The sequence below is a fragment of the Clostridium sp. UBA5712 genome (assembly GCF_002419845.1).
GTDB lineage: Bacteria > Bacillota > Clostridia > Clostridiales > Clostridiaceae > Clostridium_J > Clostridium_J sulfidigenes.
Map to the genome: position 1 here is coordinate 647,525 of NZ_DIGW01000011.1, position 19,084 is coordinate 666,608.

The window sequence follows — 19,084 nt, forward strand, 5'->3', positions numbered from 1 at the left end:
CCTAGATTTATTCTAGGCTTTTTAATTGCTCTCTTCTTTCTTCAATTAACTTTTCTAGTTCTTCCAAATCCTCTAGTGTAGCTTTGTTTTTTATAAAGCTTCTAGATGTACTTCTACTTTTCAAATAATTAGAGTATTCTTTATTTTTTTGCTGCCATTTCTTATTAGCCTCGGTTTGTGTTGATGTTTTATTATTCATACTTATTCACCTTTCTTAATAAATTTAATGATCATTAATATTACCATTACTACAGCTAATGCTAACCCAATATACTGCAGAGTGGTTAAATCGGAGAAACTCAAGTCTGAAATCCATATAGCTGTTATTACTAATACAATTATGTCGATACTAAGATTAATTTTGTTCTTCATATTTTTCTAAGGTGCTGGTATAATATATATAAGGATGGAAGAGGGAAGTTGCATTTCCCTCTGTCCTTTGTTTAGCGTTTCCTTTGGTGGGGGCGCTTTTTCTTTTGTCTTTTTTTCTTTGGTTTTAATTCTTTTAGAAGTTTTACTATTGTTAGTGTTAAAACCACTATTTCTAATATGTCTTTCAGCACCTTACTACCTCCTTTCTATACTTTAATTATACTACGGATAGTATAAGGTGTCAACCTTTTTTTATATGTTTTTCTAAAAATTAGTATAAAATTGTTTAAATATTATAATTTTGTCTATAATCTAAATACATCTTAAACCATGTGATTATACAAAAGAAAAAAGGCTAGTAAGGATTTTATTCCCTACTAGCCTCTTCAATATCCATTATAAACTATACATTGTTTTTTTCTTTAATATGCTTATATATTTATTATCATAGATATTGCTAGTGTCTACACTATAATTAGTAAACTTCAAGCTATTAAAATCATAATTATTTGGCCAATAAATAATGATTTCATTAATATCTATTAAATTATTATATAATGGATTTAATTCTTGAGTGATTAATTTCAATTCTTGAAATAATTTTTGAAGAAATTTTTCCCCCTTATCAACAGCTAGTATCTTATAACTTAAAGAACCATCTCTTCTAATCTTAATAACATCACTATTAGATTTCTTAAATAACAAAAAATCATCATATTCTCGATTCAAATCATACCCTATTTCTTGCAATTTCAAAATTACTTTTTGCAGTTGAAGGTTTAAGAAAAATGTTCCAGGCGTTAAATTAACAGTAACGAAATCCATTATTATTCCCACCCTTTCACTGAAATTAACTGGTTGAATTTTTTTTTACATTTATAATAGCTTATAGATATATTTATAGTCTCTTTACTATCAAACACTTCTTGATTCTTGTGTTTCTCACATAAAACTAATGTTTCTTTAATTAAATCTATTATATCATCAATTTCATCAACTTCGCTATCATATTCATCCATCAATTTTCTTTTACTATCTACCTTTTTCATCATATCTTTACAGTCCGATCTAACCAACTTTATACTGTCATAATTAAGTATTGGTTTATTTTCACATATTTGTTTACCAAAATCATAAAATGTACTTGTTTCTTTTTGCTTTGGATCATTCATTTTAACATTGGAATTATTATTTTCCAGACCAATATTTCCTATGAAAGAATTTTGAACAATTATCGAACTATCAGCATTATTACTCTTTATATTTAATACATAATTTTTGCTTGATTGTCTTATCTCAATATTTTCTACATCATTACAATTCTCCATTTCACGCACCCTATCACCTATGAACTTATACTAATTCCTATATTTTTTTACATAGACACACTCAATTAAATTATATAATTTTTCTAATCCTTCTAATAGATTTTCTTGTTCTCTATTTAATGAGCTGTCTCTAATATTTATAAGTACTGGTTTAATTTTTTTATTTGTAACAAAATACCAACATGTATTTTTGTTAAATACCTCATCTACCTCTTCAAATATAGTTGATGATACTAGATTGTCAAAGTTATTTTTTTTTCTTAACTTTATTATATAGTATTTTTCAAATAATGGATTTAATATTTTTTCTGTAATAGCTTCTATTTCAATAGAATACTTTTTTTCTAACTTAATAGATTTATATGTAACAATTGTTGAAATTACTGAACCTACAATAACACCAATTAGACCACTTATAACCTCTAAAAAGAATTCATTGTTGCTACTACATTTAATTATTACTCCACTCAACAATCTTCTTCCGAACTCATATAATTGTTCCATAATCTGTACCTAACTATGTTAAACTATTTTTCTTTTTAAAATCTTCTATATTATCTTTAAATTTATTAGTAACTTCGATGTACTCATTCATCATTCGTATATCAATAGCATTATTTCCAGATACTAATTTTCTATTTAAAGCCTCTGTAAATCGATTAATTATATTTATCATTGAGTTAAAATCTAGTGAGCTTGAGAAATCTTTCCCATCATTTCTAACTAAAGTTATATTGATAATTGGTGAATTATTTATTATTGAACAACTAATTGTAGAAACATTAAAAGGGTCATTAATCGCACTATTAATGCTCATTGTTATATCAGTATACAATATTTTTATTTTTTTTAACCTTGCATTTAATTGTTTATTAACAGTTGATTGATTTGGATATATAATATTAATATCCTGCATATATGTATTAAATATATTAAAATACTCCATATCTCCTTCAAATATCATAAGCAAGATATTATTTAATTTGCCAAGTGCAGCGATATTTGATGTACTCTTGAACACAACACTATAAGCTTCTTCTAATGAACTAATTAAATTATTGCTTTCGATATGCTTTAACAACAAATTATATTTCTTCAAAAACTCATTTTTATCTAAAATGTCTTGATTATCTAACTCATTTTTATTATTTTCCATAGCCTACACTCCTCATAAAACAATGATTTACTATTATTAATAATAGTATTATTCCACATACTATAATTCTACAAAACATCAAGTTTTCCTCTAAATTCTAGCAAATAATTCAAAATATGAAGAATAGATTTTTATATAGCAGTTGAATATTTTATACCTTTTGATTTCTTTATTAATATCTTCACTGAAATTTATGTAAAAACTATAACACCATAGAAATAATTTAGAATATAAAATAAATAGATCTTTAAATACGACTAAAGATACTTTTTATACATATACAAATATAATTTTTTTTACTTATATCCTATTATTGTATTTTAAATAAGATATGCATTAAAGTATATAAAAATTATATGAACGATTTAAAGTAGTAGCAAGTTTTACCTTACTATCCTCTAAAATCTCCTATAAATATTTATTAGCGGCATTTTTCATTGTTGCAAATCTGTTAGTATCATTTGTATTTCCACCTATCTGAATAACCTCTTTAGCTTTTAATCCACTGGCTTTAAAATCATTAACCCTCATAAGTGGACATCCTAATTTTTGAGCCACCATTACTGCAGCAAATAGATCTGCATCCCCTAAATAAGTTACTATCTTTTTCATATCATATTCCTCCTTAATAGTTGGTTTTGGATATACACATACTCCTGAGTTATCATATACTGAATATCCTTTATGCTTATCACATTCAGCTTTAGCACCTAATAAATCTTTATAAGCACCTATTTGACTTGATGCATCTTTCCATGATTTTCTTATTCTATATAACTTAGAAGGATCTGTAGGTAATTTCACAGGCTTGTCACTAATATTACTTTCTTTATATTTTATCCCGCACTGCTTCAATATTCCTTTAGCTATAGCTATACCAAACAATTCTTGTTCTTTAACAGTATCTATTATTTTATTGTCTATTTCATTGTCTAGAAATGCACATTCAACAATAACCGCATCCATGTTAGTTTCTCTTATTACTGCATAGTAATCAGTTCCACCTGTTCCCTTTTTGTCATACTGTTTAACCGTATCTTGTCCTATTGATTTAAGCTCTGCTGCAATTTTATTAGATAATTCTAATCCTTTTCCTCTATAAACAGAATGAATGACTTCCCCTCTATCTCCTCCACCTGCATTACAATGAATAGATATAAAATATATGGCCTTCACATTATTAGCCATCTTAGCTCTTTCTGAAAGTTCTACAAACTTATCAGTTTCTCTAGACATTATTACTTCTATGTCATATTGCTGCAATACATTCTTGCACTTTTTAGCTATAACTAAAACTATCTCTTTTTCTATTAGTTTTTTATAAACTGCTCCTGGATCCTTTCCTCCATGACCTGCATCAATAAATATTATTATTTTTAGTTTGCCCATAATTCATTCCTCCTTAAATATAAAAGAGTGAGATTGCTCCCACTCTGTAAACTACTTATTAATTTGTTTTACAAGTTGATTGGTATAAACACTAACACCAACTACTAAAATCCCTTGAATTATAGCATTTATATTAATGCCCATAAGTGCCATAGCTAAACCTATCCCTATAGGTAATAGTATTAATGGTATATATTTATCTTTTATTCTTTCAATCCCTTTTAAAATCATACCTATAATATAAAGTACTGGTATTAAAATTAAAGCATTTTCTGTAATGTAATTAATAACTTCCATAATTATCTCTCCTTCTTATTTAAAATTAATTAAAAAAGCAATCACTGCACTTATTAAAGCTCCAGCAACTGCTCTCCATAACCATCTGTTAGCATCTTCTAAATCTGAAATTCTATTGTTTGCAACTTTTAACTTTTCCTCAAAGTTTTTTAGTTTAAGTTCATTGGTATCATTCATGTTTTTAAGTAAGCCTTTTATCTCAATTAAGCTTTCTCTCACCTCTTGTATTGCATCAGCTTCACTCATCTTACACCTTCCTTTTTACATAATAAAAGAGACTAGATTTCTCTAATCTCTTAACCAACTACTTGATAATATTGTTCTTCATACCCAATACGATATCCTATTATTCTAAAATCAACTTTTCCGGTATATCCTTGTACATAAAAGCTAGTTCTATCTTTAAAAACTATATTAACACTAGGATTACTGCAGAATACTGCATAAGTAGATATAGTCTTAATGAATGTACTGTCTAGTAATACTGTAGTTCCTTCTTCTTGTATATCTATATCAAATAATACATCTTCTAATAATACCTTTGGACTATCTATTGGAGACATTCCAAGTGTAGCTCCATCTACAACTATAGTTCCTCCAGCTTTCGTTCCATTTGTGTTAAATACATGTCTAGGTGTTCCGGCAATCATAAAACTAATAGTCCCATCTGGTGATATTCTTATTCCTGTATCTACGCTTTTAGAAATGTAGAATCTAAATGTACCAGAACTAGCATCTATTTTACATTGGTCTGCAAAGTAAATAGTTGGTGGTTTACAATCCAAGTAATTAGGATAAAATCTAAACCTAGCAATACCATTTTGGTATATATCTGTAGAACCTTTATCAATACGAATATAGCTATTTTCATCCCATTTAAGCCTTACTGCACTTCCTACACCTTGTTCATTGTTATATGTCGCATCAATGGAGCATCCACCAAACAAGTGTAAAATTGGGTTTGCTGGATCTGCATAAAGATTACCTCTGACCATTAAGTTTCCATTTGCATCACCTTTTAAAACAGAATTACCTGCTCTATTCTTAACGTCTATTGCCCCATTGTAAATAGTTACTCCATTGGCATCAATTTCTGTAGAACCACTAATAACTTCATTTTGCCTTGCTGTATAAGAACCATTCTCACCCTTAGATAGACAAGGTAGTCCAATACTAAACACTCTATATCCAGTAGTACCAGCTTTAGGTTTTACATCTATATATAATAAGAAGGTATCATAATTAATATCTTTTGTCGTAAAGGTTACAGAATATCGGTTAATATTATAGCCAGTTTTAAGATTGATGACTTGATTAGCTACATAGCTGGCTCCTAACTTATAATCTATATATAGCCTAAATGTTTCTATATTACTTTCTGTTATGCTGCTAAGAGAAAAAGTATACTGTGAATTTCTTTTAGGTAATCTTTCGCCTATCATACCTTTTTGATATAAGAGTCCCCTATCGCTAGTTAAGCTGAAAGCTCTCCACCCATCTGTGGGCATAAAGAAATTAGCATTACCAGTATATAATCCGATACCACTCATATTCCAGCCTGTAGTTTCTCTATTAGAAAAACTTGAATTGCTTAAAAGATTTATTATATCTATAGAGAAAAAATCTAATTTCAATTGATTTGCTGTGAGCTCCATACTTGCTTTAGTAGCATAAGTATTAAGTGCATCATTCTTGGATAGATAAGTATTACTTACTGTAGAAATTATTGCACTGTCTGTTATTTTCTGTTCTGCAGTATTCATCCTTGTGCTAAGAGAAGTTACTTTGCCATCTATAGTTGTAGTAGTCTGTTCTACAGTTCCAACTCTACTAGTAATTTCTGTTAAGTCAGTTTCTATTGTAGACACTCTGTCAGATACTGTAGTGATTTGTTCATGGATATTCTCTTCTATTTTTATATTTCTAAGCCAATATGGTGCTACATATGGATATTGACCAAGCCCCATTTCCATTTTAAAAGCATTTAATGGTACCTCTAATATAAATTTAAACTTACCGTTTTCTACCGCAACATTTACATTCCTTTGACCTTGTATACTAGTGCCATCCTCATTGTAGAAAGCATAGTAAGGTGTTAATGTAGTCAAATTTGTTTCGCCACTTATGATAATTTTATTTTTAATATTATAAATTGTACATCCTAATAAATCAGAAGGATTTCCAATTATATTAAAAGTATAGTTTTCAATAACAATATTAGTTGTATCTCCTATATTATTATGAGAGCCTTTATATCTTCCTACATTTTTTATAACAAATAAATTACTTCCACCAATTTGTTCTACGGCGCCATTAACTATATTATTAACTTCTGTTGCTTCAACTTTTAATGCTATCTGATTTTGCAATTGACTAATACTGCTACTTTGTGTGCTAACAGTGGAATTAAGTCCACTAATCTGTGTAGTATGATTACTAACTGTTGCTACTGTACTATCTAAAGTTCTTTTTATGTCATTGGTCTTGGTATCTACACTAGTTATTTGACCTGTTAAATTATTTATACTACTAGTGTGGCTACTAATTACACTACTAATAGAATCTACTGTTGCTACTGTGGAGTTATACGCATCTTTAAGTTGTATATTCTGTCCATCTTTAACTATTGTAGTGTTAGAGATAAGAGTACTTATCTTTCCTTGTTGAATGTTTAGAGCTGTAGTATTGCTCTCTGTAACTTCTTTCATGGTAGACAATGCACTTGCAAGACTTGTAGAGTACTCTAATTCTACAGTTGGATTTATTAGACTACCCTCAGTTAAGAAATATCCATCTTTGAATTGCTTCATATACTGCTCCACACTAATAGGTTCTTTCACTGGTATTGCAAGTTGATAATATATTGTAACTGGGTTAGCTTGTAGCCACGCTTTTAATTTAACTGTCTTCTGTATTCTGTCATCAGTGTCGGTTATCCCTGTTTTATTCCTTGATAATGAAATTCTTGTAACTGCATATGCGTTAGATGTGGATACGCCTTCTAATAATGCTGAACCTGTATAATAATCTGTAAGGGCTGGTAAGGTATCACATATTGTAGCTAAAACATTAGGTGAGCCTATGGGTACAGAAAAGTATCTTGTATAGAACTCGTCTAGGTTTGTACTAGCGTTGTATCTTTCCCAATTCCATGAGTCTACGTCGGCTAAATTCCCTTTACCTACATTCCTAGTAACCTCATTTTCTTTAGCAGTATCTCTCACCCCATTAGGTAAACCCCTTAATGGGTTAGTTAATGTTATAAGTTGTCTGTGCTCCTTATAAGGTTCATAAGGTTTAGACGTATTTCCTTCGGTTAATCTTAAATTAGAGTAAGTAACATTATTAATTTTAGCAGTAGTTGTAGTTGCATAAAGACCTATGATTATCTTAGAGTTATTTCCGGAGTTAAAAGTCCCACCTTTTATACCTAAATCTTTTAAAAATCCTAAAGGTGTATTTATATTTACAAACCCGTTAGTTGTATCTGAAATTTCAAAATCACAATAATAATCTGTATTAGGCTTTACTTTGCACTCTACAGAGCTTCTTAGCCACGCATATGCTTCAAATGAAGATACTGTTACAGTGTCACCTACAACATCTGATCTTGTCTTACCAGAATCTTTTATTTTATTTATATCTAATAAGTTCTCGCCTTTACTTACAATTTCCGAAGCCTCTCCATTTTCTGAGACACTTCTTATACCTTCAAAGTAAGGTATTTCTTTGTTAGTCCAATCTCCTTCCAACATCATGTAGTAACCACCAGTTTGTATATCAACAGAACCTTCTTTACCACCAAAAAACACACTAACTACCTTCTTTATATCAGAAGTGGTAGTATATTTAATTTTAAATATTTTGCCACTATCCGTAGAAGTTAAAGTTTGATAATGAACACCTTTATTAACATCAGAAGTATTTGTATAATTCATGGCTAAGTAAAAATAACTTAATGTAAGGTTTGTATAATTAGCTTTAAAAATTAAAGTATACTCTGTATTTGGTTTAACATTAAACACTTCAGGTGCTTCACTTATTAATCCAACATTAACAGTACTTGTTGTACTATAGGTTTTAATAGCATCCAGGAATATTACTTTAGGTAAAATATTCTGTAATGTCCGTCCACTAATACTATTAATCTTCAACATTCCATCTATAGCACCTTCTAACTTGGTTGTAGAACTATCTGTAGTTATACCCGGAGGAGCACTATCCACCTTAGTTGTAAGAGTATTAAAAGCTACATTTAAAGTCTGTGCAGTACCATCCAAGAGTACTTTGCTGCTATTAATAGTTGTAGCTCCATTATTAATATTTGTTACTACACTAGATATATTAAGCTTATCTCCACTTATATTAGCATTATCGCTTACCATATCATCTCTGATAATTTTATTCTTTATTCCATCTGCCTTAAGTCCTGTTGCATCAAACATTAGCTTTCCGGAACTATCCCACACATACATGTTGTAGTCACTTGATGCATCCTTACCTATCTGAACCCTAACCCTTGTACTATCCTTAATCTGTATAGTGTTATCGAATATTAGAAGATTTCCACTATCACTTTTTATTCTGAACTTATTCACAGATATATCTCCGGCATTTATTTTACTTACATCCAAATTCTCAATCATGGCATTTTTGATAAAACCATTTACTACTGTAACCTTATCCGAACTTAGTATTAAGGATTGGATATTGTTAGATGTAAGATTTCCATTAACTAATGTTTGTATATCTCCTACACTACTTTCTAATATCTCTATCCTTCCTACACTAGCAGTTAAATCTATTATGTTAGCCTTACCTATAATAGCCTGGCCCATAGTTGCATCTGCAGCTATTAATTTTTCTATATTAGCATTAATTGCATTTAAATCACTCACATGAGCTACATCTATAATTGCAACTTCTATTGCTGCAGTTTTAGCTTCAATAGTTTGTGTTCTTATAGATACAGCCTCTAAATCTTGAATGTTAGCTTTATTAATTAATGCCTCATTAACTATCAACAATTCAGTTACAACTCTATCAAGCTTATTTGAGCCACTTCCACTAGAATTAAAACTATTTTTATTCTTAGTTTCCCCCTTGGCTCCTATTTCAGCAGTTAAGCCACCATTATAGGTAAACTTTTGAGATAGAATAGGTATTTTCCTTACTGTTCCTTTAATATCTGTACAAGTAACTATATCTCCTACATCTAAAGAGATATCACCTTGCCATTTCATTGTATAACCTAAGTACTCAAACCCATTTAGCTTAGTATAAATATCATTAAGAATACTATCCGTTACCCAAGGATTTTCAAACTTAACTTCCATAGAATCTATACCTAAGGACCCTTTATTTAATTCCTTATCTCCAACTTTACAACTAACTTTACCTATCTTGTATTTAACTTCTTCTCTTTTATAATCAATATAGTTATCTGGAGTAATAGAGTAATCTATATCCTTAGTTGTAACTATAGTAAACTTTCCAGCTCTAGTTATAAGAGCATTGCCCCCACATAAAGAAGATACATATCCAAGTATTTCTCTACAAGTAAAGCCCTCCAACTTTTTAACTGTATAAGCTGGAAGGCTTCCTGTAAATTGTACTCCTGTTTTAGTTACAAGTTCATTAACTACTTGTTGTAAATTAGCTGGATAAGTCAAATTACTAAAGTATGGAGTTTCAAACTTTATCATATTATCATAACAAGTAAATTTAGTTGTATAGTCCGTTTTCTCTATATCATCAATATTAAATAGCCCCATTAATATATATTCTATTGTAGCTCCTATTTTAAGGCCTATTTCTACTTTAACCTGGCTAGTAGAGTAAATAATATCCCCTCTATTTAGTAGTGTTAAATCAAGAGTTTGTGAAGGTGTATTACCAATGCTAAACCCTTCTCCAGGCTGTATAGTTTCTAAAATGATATCTACTATATCATCATTAGTATATATATTATTCCCTATAGTTACTTTACACTCAAAGGATCTACTCGGTTTCTTTATTTCTAATTTATAATCTGCACTTGTTGTCTGCATAATTAACCTCCTTTCTCTATAGTAAGAGTCATGGAGATTACTCCTCTATCATATAATCTATAAGTATTAGCTCTGTTGGACTCATATCACACTTAGAGTTTACAAGTTCATCTATATGGAATTTATGAATATCCACTTCATTCTCTATGGCTAATAGTTCCTTAATATCTCCATTCCAATCTTCAACATGTTCTGGTGCAATTTTAATGCTATTATCCTCTATTAATGGTTTACCCTCTTCATCTTTCACAGAGTACTTTTCTATAAGCTTTTGTCTTTCCTTATTGTAGACTTTAATTTCAGCTTCAATCTTCGCTATATTCTTTGCTATAGCATAACTCACCTTGATAGGTAAGTTCTTCTGTGATATTGTACCTAGTACATTTGCATCATTTACTATTCTTTCATTACTAAGCTTCATTTACAGTACCTCCTACTAATTCATCTTCTATTGCATAGAGTTGCTTATCAAATGCATCCATATCGGCTCTTACTTCTACTCTGTTAGCATTGTAAAGCTCTTTGTTTTGTATGCTTCTAGTAACACTTCCATTGTTTCCTCCATCTGTGGAAATTGTAGCACTCATGTACACAACTTGTTGCCCCTCTATAGTACTTTGTCCTGTTAGTGTAATACTTTTATTTGTTTTTAACATTTAAATCATCCTTTCTATTTTTAGATATTAAAAAAGAGCCTACATATGTAAGCTCTTTTGTTAGAATATAAATTTAACACTTGCTATTTCAGATGCTTTAACTTTTAGTTCACCATTCATATCCTTAAATGTATAATCCCCATTATTATCTTTAAGGTTAATTATTGATGGTACTAGCATTTCAATTCCTGATAATTTAAAATTAGCTGGCGTTGTAATTATTCTTCCATCTTTTAATTCATATTCTAGTTGATTCATTTTTTCACCCCCCATTTATGTAATATATTTCTACATAATATGAGTAATTCCTTTATTTTTTTCTAACCTTTAATTCTCCATCCTTTACTTCTATTCCACTTTCATTTATAATTATTTCTTTCATTTAAATCATCCTTTCTACTTTTCAATAAAATTCATTTTTAGTCCGCTCCACTTTACTTCTCCATTTTTATATTGATAAGCTGGGGCAGTTCTATCACCTACATACATCGTCTTGGTTATCATCCCCTGTTGTGGATCCGGAAAAGTAACTGTAAAAAAAACACTACTTACTGAATTTAGTAGTGTTGATATTTCCACCTGGCTTAATGGTGGCCATTCTAAATTAATTTTTCTTTTTACTGCAATTCTATCTCTTATCATATACCCTGCTGCAACTCTATTAGACTCTCCGTCTAGATCTTGAATTGTCACTTCGTATTTACTAGGAGCAGCAATAGCCACTCCATTAATTTTAAGCATATTACCACTCCTTTTATGTTGGAATTAATGTTATATTACCTTGTCTTTGCATCTTCCTAAGCTGTTTTAATGCTACCTTACCAATTACAGAGCCATCTACTTGTAATATTAAATCTCCATCACCAAATCCATTATCTGAATTTCCTTGTGGCATTCTATCCGATACCTTCTGTGCTAAATCTGTTATCCATGCGGTATTGTTTTCTAAAGGCATTATAGCTTCTTTCCCGTCTTCTCCAAATATCCCCAATGTTGCTCTATCAACTACCCCACCTTTAGCAAAATAATTAACTCCAACTTTAGGCATTTCTTTAGTTTGTAAATTAAAATCACCATACATATAGAAATGAGGAACTTTAACTCTAAGCGTTGCATTAAAGTTATTAAATAAAGCTTTAATATTACTAATACAATTAGCTACATTTCTATAAGCTTGATTCATATTGTTAGTTATATTATTTCTTACATTTGAAAAAGCCATGTTAGACATATTAGCTATAGAAACAAATCCATTAGTCATACTATTACTTAAATTTCTAGTGATGTTATTAACAATATTAGCAGCTGAATTATAAACAGCTATTATATTATTAAGCATACTAGCTGTAGTTCGCGATATACCACTTAATAAGCTCCTAACAGTACTAGACATATTAGAAAAGGATGCTCTAATAATATTACAACATTGGTTCATATTACTATAAATAATTGATGATATATTAGAAAATGCACTAGCTATTGATTTCCTTATGCTTGATGTTGTATTCCCTACTACAGCCCTTATTCTATTAAGTGTAATGTTTATAATATTGCTAGCATTGGTAAACTCACTAGATATCTTAGCCCCTACACCATTAAATGAACTCTTTAATTTATTCGCTAATGAAGATGCCTCATTAGAAAATGATTGTATATTCTTCTTAGCTCCATCTATACTCTTATTTACTGAAGTCATAGATTCTTCTGCTGTAGTGGCTACATTTTTATAGGCTTCTTCTTGTGCTGTAGCACTATCTTGATTAGCCTGTGCCATGGCATCTGTAGCACCTTCTACAGTAGTAACTTGATTATCATAACTAGTTTTAGTTATTTCATCTATATGTGCCCTATCTGCATCAATTGCTTCTCTTAGTTGATCCTCATAGATTCTTCCTTGAGTTGTAGTATTTCCATGAGTAGATAAAAGTTCATCAAGTGCAGCTTGTTTTGATGCAATACTCTCTTGATATTTTGCTACCTCACTATCAATACTAGCTTGGAAATCTGCATTGGCTTGATCTAATTTAGCTTTCTTTTCTTGATAAGATAAACTTTCATCTGATTCTATAGTAGCTAAATAAGCTGCATGTCTAGAAACTCTTTCATCATAGGTTAAACCCTCATAACTAAGCATGTCTTCATTTATTCCTTTAAGAATACCATACTGTTTCATGAACTCATTCTTTTCTGCTTCAGTTAAATCTACATACATGGCTTTAACTTCTTCATTATAGACTGATTGATTTTCTCCCATTTCATTGAGCTTTTCTTGGTCGTGATTAACTATAGCATCTAAATACTCTTGGGCACTTTGAGATAACATACCAAACTTTTCAGTAGCAGTTTTAGTGGCTTCATCAACTTCTTCTGCAAGTCTAGTAGCATTAAAATGAATACTATCCAAGTATCTATTTACATTAGATGTAGCAGTTCCAAAGGCATCATCTGTAGTTTTAGCAGTATCTTCTGCCACAGTTCCAACTTCTTCAATATTTTCTTTAACTTCTGGTTCTGTATCCCATCCAAAGAAATTCTTTATCTTGTCCCATAACCAGCCTACTTTTTCACCTATCCAACCTAATACAGAACCTAATGCATCAGATATTGCAGTCCACCAACCAAATTTATCACCTATCTTTTTTACTACAATAACTAACGCTGAGACTGCCGCTATTATTAAACCGATTCCTAAGGCATCTAAAGCTAGTCCTAATACAACTGCTCCTGTAGTGGCCGCTCCTTCAGCAGTAGTTAAACCTATCAGACCTGCAGTACTTGTTCCCATGCTTACTAAGAATTTTTTCAAAGATGCTATTGCTTTTACACCCATTTCAATTGTCCAATCTTTTAAATATAATAAACCTAAATAAATACTTTCTCCAAATGATTTTAAAGCTTTAATAGCACTTTTACCAACAGCAATGACCCAATCTTTTAGGTACATTATACTTAGTCTTATAGTATCTCCAAGTAATTTTAAACTTTTAATCGGGTTTAACAATATTACCCCTAAGTTTCTACACGCTAATATTGCTTTATTTATTCCTTCTTGAACCCATTTAATAAACATTCTATTATTATGATTTATATTTGCAACTACTCCTACTAAACTATATGAAAGACTTCCTAGTTTAGTAGTTACATCCCCTATTCCTGCTATTACATTAGTAAACTTCCAGGCTCCCCATAATATTAGAAAAGCTTCTAATACATAACGGCATTGTTCTATAACTATTAGTACTGCTTTAATTGCTCCTGCAACTATATTTAATGTTAAGGCCACGGCACCAATAATTACACTACCAGCCCAACTATTCATAAATGCAGTTATAAAATTAATTGCATCTCTCATAATCTCAGCTAATATAGTTCCAACTAGCATAACTATATCACCTATAACATTAATAAACGCCTGGCCTCCTAATTCTAAGAACTTACCAAACCAATTACCAGCACTTATAATAAAATCCCTTGCTGCTATTGCTAGGCTATTCATAGCATCTATAAACTTTCTAGTATAAGGATTATTATCCGGATTAAGATGGTTCCACAAGTTACCTAATGCTACAAGTATATCTCCTCCAATTTGTAGAGCTACACCACCTACTACTATTCCTATTTCAGCCATGTGTTGTACAAACTCTTTTCCTCCATGGTTCCATACAGATACTAAGAAACTTTTTAATGCATCACAACTATACCCAAATGCTTGCTTAAAATAATCCCATTTAGATAAGAACCACTCACCATAATTATCCCAAGCCTTTTTAAGTGGACTTAACAATTCAGCTAATATATCTTTAACTTTATTATTCAGTTCTACTAGTGAATTTTCTGTTGGTGATGTATCTATTGCCGGTGATGAAATACTTCCTATTCCTCCTGCACCACCACTACCACCGGAGCCTCCACCGGAACCGCTGTCAGAATCATCATTGGACTTTAATTTATTTATTTCATCAATTCCCATTAATGCTTCTAACTGTTTCTTTGCTTTATCAGCTTTTTTACCTACTTTATCAGTAGCACCACCTAAATTATTCATAGCACCAGTGGCATCATCAATTCCTCCTGTAGCTCCTCCAAAATCAATTGCTCCTGCTCCACCAGAACCTCCAGAACCACCACTTATATTAAATCCTATTGCACTAAGAACTGAATTGAATGTATTCGCCATTTGCACTAATTTAGCCATAATAGTATTTATAACATTAATAACTGGTGTTAGTACTGCAATCAAACCTTGACCTATGCTTGCCTTTAATGATTGATATTGTAGGCTTAACAATCTAACTTGATTGGCCCAACTTCCACTTGTTCTAGCAAAATCGCCATTAGCTGCACTCAATGTTTGTGTAACATACGCAAGCCTCAATGCAACTTTTTCTTGTTGATTCATAGCCTCTGTAGTTTTCCCATATCCGTTAGCTAAAGCATATTGATTAAGATTCTCTTGTGTCATTACAACACCAAGTTCTTTTAAACTTTCAGTCTCACCAGTAAATACACTCTTTAACTTTGTATAGGCTTCATTTTGACTTATATTATAAAAGGAAGCTACATCACCAGAAAGATTAGTAAGGGTTTCAGCCATTTCCTCCGCTTGATCTACCGCAAACCCCATTGATTTAGACATAGCTCCGAAGTTACCCATATACTGTTTAGCCATAGTTTCGGATAGTCCCACTGTCCTCATAGCATTTTTAGCAAATTCATTTACCTTAGTATTCATGTTTCCAAAAGTAACATCAACAACGTTTTGAACTTCTGTAAGATTAGATCCTAACTCTAAACATGATTTAGTAAACCTAGCTATTGAAGCAATCGCAAAAACACTAGCTAACATCTTACCAAGTTTATCAAATGTACCATTCATTCCATTAACACTATTATTGACTCTACTGGCCATACTATCAACTTTTGTTTGAACTTGGGCTACTTGATTATTAAACTGTTTAGCATTAGCACTAATAACTACTTGTAATTCTTCTAATGTCAATTATTCTCACCTCCAATCTCTGTTTTCAGTGAGTTTACTCTTTGTGCAAACTCTTTCATGTGCTGCTTATTTATTTCCATTTGTACCTTTATTTTATTTTTTTCATTAACCTTACTTTCTTCTTCAAATAAGTCTGCAAACATAGCTAAGAATTGAATTGGCTGATTATCCTTACTTATTATGCATGCCGTGCCATTGGTAATTAATGTAGAAAGCCTATAAACCATATCAGCTGTATCTTTTCTTCTTATCTCCCTTTTTCTTAGAAAAGAATCTCTTACTTTGGTTATTTCTTTAATTGTCATATCGTAAAAATCACTTACACTTATTCCACAATCTAAAGCATCATCAAGTAAGTACTTTTCAATAAACTCTGTGTATGTCTCAGGTGTTTTCTTCAAAAATGGGGAAGTGGTACTTTCACCCTCTTCCCCTACTTTAAATTTTCTACCTTTTCCTCTGGACTACCTAGCATTCCACTTTCAGTTAGTAATTCCATAACCTCTCCGAATAAATCAAGCTGAGTTTTACCACCTTCTATATATTCATCAACTAGATCACAAGTCTTATTAAAAGTCATTCCATGATGATATTTTTGCAATGCACCCCAAAGTATAGTTACACAATACTTAAGAGATGGAATAGGCATCTTATTCATGGAGTCAACTTTTATATTTCCTTTAGTATCCATGGAGTTAGCTGCTACACTCTGTAATCCAAGTACCTCATCTAAAATGTTTTCTCCTAACTTCTCTTCTACTAATATAGTTGCATTTGTATTTAATTTTAATTTATATTCTTTTTCTCCTACTGTTAATACTTTATATAATGACATATAAATCTCTCCTTACTTCTCTTAAAATAATAAAGGACATACACTTAAGTATGCCCTCATGAACTACGGTGTTACTGTTGGGTCCGTTACTGTAATATCACTTTGTAATGCTAATGATAGAGTAAAGTCAATTGCTCCATTAACTCCACCGCCGCCAAGTTTTACACTGCATTGAGCTTTAAATACAAACTTAGTTCCATCTGGATAAGCTTGTTCAAAGTCTACTACTGCCTTACTATCTGCTAATGCTCTTAGTACTCTATATGGACTATCTACTGCATCATTAGCATACTTAAATTTATAAGCTAAATCTCCATAATCTCCTATTCCATATTCATACTGCTTTGTTGAATCCTCTAAGGTTGTATTTTCTACCTTCTCCGGATCATTACCCATTTCAGGAACTTCTTTTAATCCTTTTAATTTTATAAAAGTACTTCCTGTAGATTTATAACTTAATGTAATTCCATTTGCTAACATTTAATATCATCCTTTCATATATAAACTTAATCATTATAAACAAACTCTGTTGAACTATCTATAATACCTTCATATCGCATAACCTTGTGTTTCAAGCCACTGGTATCTGAAACATCTTGGCAAAATGTACGTTGTAACCCTAGCTTTGATAATTTCTTATCTACCTCTAGTGCTGAACTTGATGTGCTTCTATTGTGCCATATATCAACTCTATATCTTAGATATGATTTTGACTCTTCCCCATCTACCCATTCAGCTACTTTATTATCTTCTTCTGTATATTGTATAGCTGGGAACGTTGCCCAATCCGCGGGATAACTGTCACTTACATTAGAAGATATATCTTTAATGGCTGAATATACTTGATCCTTAACATTTATCATTTACCTGCCACCTCCCTTATCTTCTTCTCTAAATCACTTGCTATATTCTTTTTTAAAAGTTCTTCATTGTTCTTTAATGCCGGATACATAAACGGTTGAGCTGGTTGACCTTCAATCCATCTTGGACCTACGTCTGGAATATTAACTAACCATTTATCTTCCTTATAACTTAATGGTCCAGGATATTTATCTCCACCAGATTCCTCTCCCTTTTTTCCTGTTCCAAATTCAACATAAGCTGCATATTCAACATTAGTAAAGACTTTTCCTATAACTTTGCTTTGTTGTGATTTAACATCTGTATATATACGTTGTTGTAAATCTCCACTATCTACTGGGCATAAGTCTTTAGCTTCGCCTTGAACTAACTTAGTCTGCTTTGCGATACTTGTTTCCAGCACCTTATTAGCATTTCCACCAAGAGCATTAAGCTTCTTCATTAAAGAATCTACTCCATTTATACTCATAGTATCTTCTCCAGTTCTATCACTAGATGTGAGTATGGCTTTATACTTATAATCTTATAATCTGGTTCACTTTCTTTAGATACATAAACACATATACCATATCCTTCACATAGCTCTATGTCATTAACTACATATAAAGTTATATTATCTTTTACTATTACTTTATAGGGTCCATCATAAAGCATATTTAGAATATAATTAAGTCTTTCTCCGTAGATTTCAGCTTGTAGCTTTCCATTTGCAGGAGATATATTTGCTTTTATTTCTATTGGTTCAGAATACCCTGGATATTTGCCACCTTCATTATCATCAATTATAGTTTTTTTCTTAAGATAATAAATTTTCTTATTCTTTACTCTCAACCATATTCACCGCCTTAAGTCTTCTATAAGCTTTAAGTCTATTCTTAATACCTTCAGGCATTTCATAACTAACAGATATACCACCTTCACTTCTGGAAGCTTCACCTTCAGAGCCTAGCCTGTTGTAATAGATTATAGATAACTCTCTTTGTAATCCTTCCATTTTAGGTAATAAGACATTTCTATTAGTGTAGTCTAATATATCAGCCTCAGCATCTTCAAGGAATTGGTTGAGCAAATTCTCCTCTGCATCTGGCAATCTTACCTTCAACTTTTCTAACTGTGTCACATTAACACCACCTAAAAAGAG

22 protein-coding genes are annotated in these 19,084 nt (G+C 31.1%); all 22 read right to left on the reverse strand.

The features are described 5' to 3' along the window. Positions 1 to 7 precede the first annotated feature (7 nt). On the reverse strand, positions 8 to 199 hold the full coding sequence (locus B3B03_RS09310; RefSeq protein WP_346877101.1) for a hypothetical protein: 192 nt from the start codon (positions 197 to 199) through the stop codon (positions 8 to 10). Positions 200 to 201: 2 nt separating this feature from the next. Continuing rightward, positions 202 to 372, reverse strand: a complete 171-nt coding sequence (locus B3B03_RS09315; RefSeq protein ID WP_346877102.1) for a hypothetical protein — start codon at positions 370 to 372, stop codon at positions 202 to 204. 396 nt (positions 373 to 768) lie between these two features. Continuing rightward, the gene (locus tag B3B03_RS09320) at positions 769 to 1,197 is read right to left on the reverse strand and encodes a hypothetical protein (protein ID WP_346877103.1); all 429 of its coding nucleotides are present in this window, start codon (positions 1,195 to 1,197) and stop codon (positions 769 to 771) included. 2 nt (positions 1,198 to 1,199) lie between these two features. Then, positions 1,200 to 1,700, reverse strand: a complete 501-nt coding sequence (locus B3B03_RS09325; protein ID WP_346877104.1) for a hypothetical protein — start codon at positions 1,698 to 1,700, stop codon at positions 1,200 to 1,202. Between the two features lie 30 nt (positions 1,701 to 1,730). Further along, a complete protein-coding gene (locus tag B3B03_RS09330) occupies positions 1,731 to 2,204 on the reverse strand; it encodes a hypothetical protein (RefSeq protein ID WP_346877105.1) in 474 nt (157 codons plus the stop codon). Between the two features lie 13 nt (positions 2,205 to 2,217). Next, a complete protein-coding gene (locus B3B03_RS09335) occupies positions 2,218 to 2,856 on the reverse strand; it encodes a hypothetical protein (RefSeq protein ID WP_346877106.1) in 639 nt (212 codons plus the stop codon). A gap of 408 nt (positions 2,857 to 3,264) precedes the next feature. Further along, on the reverse strand, positions 3,265 to 4,245 hold the full coding sequence (locus B3B03_RS09340) for an N-acetylmuramoyl-L-alanine amidase (protein WP_346877107.1): 981 nt from the start codon (positions 4,243 to 4,245) through the stop codon (positions 3,265 to 3,267). A gap of 51 nt (positions 4,246 to 4,296) precedes the next feature. After that, the gene (locus B3B03_RS09345; RefSeq protein WP_346877108.1) at positions 4,297 to 4,542 is read right to left on the reverse strand and encodes a phage holin family protein; all 246 of its coding nucleotides are present in this window, start codon (positions 4,540 to 4,542) and stop codon (positions 4,297 to 4,299) included. Between the two features lie 15 nt (positions 4,543 to 4,557). Continuing rightward, the gene (locus tag B3B03_RS09350) at positions 4,558 to 4,788 is read right to left on the reverse strand and encodes a hemolysin XhlA family protein (protein ID WP_150844901.1); all 231 of its coding nucleotides are present in this window, start codon (positions 4,786 to 4,788) and stop codon (positions 4,558 to 4,560) included. Between the two features lie 50 nt (positions 4,789 to 4,838). Then, complete coding sequence (locus tag B3B03_RS09355) at positions 4,839 to 10,592, reverse strand: hypothetical protein (RefSeq protein WP_346877109.1); 5,754 nt, start codon at positions 10,590 to 10,592, stop codon at positions 4,839 to 4,841. A 37-nt stretch (positions 10,593 to 10,629) separates the two neighbouring features. Beyond that, positions 10,630 to 11,013, reverse strand: a complete 384-nt coding sequence (locus tag B3B03_RS09360) for a hypothetical protein (RefSeq protein WP_346877110.1) — start codon at positions 11,011 to 11,013, stop codon at positions 10,630 to 10,632. Further along, positions 11,003 to 11,248, reverse strand: a complete 246-nt coding sequence (locus tag B3B03_RS09365; RefSeq protein WP_346877111.1) for a hypothetical protein — start codon at positions 11,246 to 11,248, stop codon at positions 11,003 to 11,005. Before B3B03_RS09365 ends, B3B03_RS09360 begins: the two co-directional genes overlap by 11 nt. Before the next feature lie 60 nt (positions 11,249 to 11,308). Next, positions 11,309 to 11,506, reverse strand: a complete 198-nt coding sequence (locus B3B03_RS09370) for a hypothetical protein (RefSeq protein WP_346877112.1) — start codon at positions 11,504 to 11,506, stop codon at positions 11,309 to 11,311. 138 nt (positions 11,507 to 11,644) lie between these two features. Continuing rightward, entirely contained in the window at positions 11,645 to 11,989 is a 345-nt protein-coding gene (locus tag B3B03_RS09375; protein ID WP_346877113.1) for a DUF6711 family protein, read from the reverse strand. 13 nt (positions 11,990 to 12,002) lie between these two features. After that, positions 12,003 to 16,247 (reverse strand): hypothetical protein, encoded by a 4,245-nt coding sequence (locus B3B03_RS09380; RefSeq protein ID WP_346877114.1) that lies wholly within the window; start codon positions 16,245 to 16,247, stop codon positions 12,003 to 12,005. Further along, on the reverse strand, positions 16,244 to 16,648 hold the full coding sequence (locus tag B3B03_RS09385; RefSeq protein WP_346877115.1) for a hypothetical protein: 405 nt from the start codon (positions 16,646 to 16,648) through the stop codon (positions 16,244 to 16,246). The genes B3B03_RS09380 and B3B03_RS09385 overlap by 4 nt, the downstream gene beginning before the upstream one ends. Positions 16,649 to 16,680: 32 nt before the next feature. Beyond that, positions 16,681 to 17,082: a DUF6096 family protein gene (locus B3B03_RS09390; protein ID WP_346877116.1), complete on the reverse strand. Its 402-nt coding sequence runs from the start codon at positions 17,080 to 17,082 to the stop codon at positions 16,681 to 16,683. 63 nt (positions 17,083 to 17,145) lie between these two features. After that, positions 17,146 to 17,562, reverse strand: coding sequence for a phage tail tube protein (locus B3B03_RS09395; RefSeq protein WP_346877117.1), 417 nt, complete (start codon positions 17,560 to 17,562; stop codon positions 17,146 to 17,148). A gap of 26 nt (positions 17,563 to 17,588) precedes the next feature. Next, positions 17,589 to 17,945, reverse strand: coding sequence for a hypothetical protein (locus tag B3B03_RS09400; protein ID WP_346877118.1), 357 nt, complete (start codon positions 17,943 to 17,945; stop codon positions 17,589 to 17,591). Then, positions 17,942 to 18,412, reverse strand: a complete 471-nt coding sequence (locus B3B03_RS09405; RefSeq protein WP_346877119.1) for an HK97-gp10 family putative phage morphogenesis protein — start codon at positions 18,410 to 18,412, stop codon at positions 17,942 to 17,944. The genes B3B03_RS09400 and B3B03_RS09405 overlap by 4 nt, the downstream gene beginning before the upstream one ends. Further along, complete coding sequence (locus B3B03_RS09410) at positions 18,409 to 18,774, reverse strand: hypothetical protein (protein ID WP_346877120.1); 366 nt, start codon at positions 18,772 to 18,774, stop codon at positions 18,409 to 18,411. Before B3B03_RS09410 ends, B3B03_RS09405 begins: the two co-directional genes overlap by 4 nt. Further along, positions 18,758 to 19,063 (reverse strand): phage head-tail connector protein, encoded by a 306-nt coding sequence (locus tag B3B03_RS09415; RefSeq protein ID WP_346877121.1) that lies wholly within the window; start codon positions 19,061 to 19,063, stop codon positions 18,758 to 18,760. The genes B3B03_RS09410 and B3B03_RS09415 overlap by 17 nt, the downstream gene beginning before the upstream one ends. Between the last annotated feature and the right edge of the window lie 21 nt (positions 19,064 to 19,084).

Bases quoted from the DNA above. Each gene is read 5' to 3' on its own strand.
- B3B03_RS09310 (WP_346877101.1), bottom strand. From the start codon at position 199: ATGAATAATAAAACATCAACACAAACCGAGGCTAATAAGAAATGGCAG.
- B3B03_RS09315 (WP_346877102.1), bottom strand. From the start codon at position 372: ATGAAGAACAAAATTAATCTTAGTATCGACATAATTGTATTAGTAATA.
- B3B03_RS09320 (WP_346877103.1), bottom strand. From the start codon at position 1,197: ATGGATTTCGTTACTGTTAATTTAACGCCTGGAACATTTTTCTTAAAC.
- B3B03_RS09325 (WP_346877104.1), bottom strand. From the start codon at position 1,700: ATGGAGAATTGTAATGATGTAGAAAATATTGAGATAAGACAATCAAGC.
- B3B03_RS09330 (WP_346877105.1), bottom strand. From the start codon at position 2,204: ATGGAACAATTATATGAGTTCGGAAGAAGATTGTTGAGTGGAGTAATA.
- B3B03_RS09335 (WP_346877106.1), bottom strand. From the start codon at position 2,856: ATGGAAAATAATAAAAATGAGTTAGATAATCAAGACATTTTAGATAAA.
- B3B03_RS09340 (WP_346877107.1), bottom strand. From the start codon at position 4,245: ATGGGCAAACTAAAAATAATAATATTTATTGATGCAGGTCATGGAGGA.
- B3B03_RS09345 (WP_346877108.1), bottom strand. From the start codon at position 4,542: ATGGAAGTTATTAATTACATTACAGAAAATGCTTTAATTTTAATACCA.
- B3B03_RS09350 (WP_150844901.1), bottom strand. From the start codon at position 4,788: ATGAGTGAAGCTGATGCAATACAAGAGGTGAGAGAAAGCTTAATTGAG.
- B3B03_RS09355 (WP_346877109.1), bottom strand. From the start codon at position 10,592: ATGCAGACAACAAGTGCAGATTATAAATTAGAAATAAAGAAACCGAGT.
- B3B03_RS09360 (WP_346877110.1), bottom strand. From the start codon at position 11,013: ATGAAGCTTAGTAATGAAAGAATAGTAAATGATGCAAATGTACTAGGT.
- B3B03_RS09365 (WP_346877111.1), bottom strand. From the start codon at position 11,248: ATGTTAAAAACAAATAAAAGTATTACACTAACAGGACAAAGTACTATA.
- B3B03_RS09370 (WP_346877112.1), bottom strand. From the start codon at position 11,506: ATGAATCAACTAGAATATGAATTAAAAGATGGAAGAATAATTACAACG.
- B3B03_RS09375 (WP_346877113.1), bottom strand. From the start codon at position 11,989: ATGCTTAAAATTAATGGAGTGGCTATTGCTGCTCCTAGTAAATACGAA.
- B3B03_RS09390 (WP_346877116.1), bottom strand. From the start codon at position 17,082: ATGTCATTATATAAAGTATTAACAGTAGGAGAAAAAGAATATAAATTA.
- B3B03_RS09395 (WP_346877117.1), bottom strand. From the start codon at position 17,562: ATGTTAGCAAATGGAATTACATTAAGTTATAAATCTACAGGAAGTACT.
- B3B03_RS09400 (WP_346877118.1), bottom strand. From the start codon at position 17,945: ATGATAAATGTTAAGGATCAAGTATATTCAGCCATTAAAGATATATCT.
- B3B03_RS09405 (WP_346877119.1), bottom strand. From the start codon at position 18,412: ATGAGTATAAATGGAGTAGATTCTTTAATGAAGAAGCTTAATGCTCTT.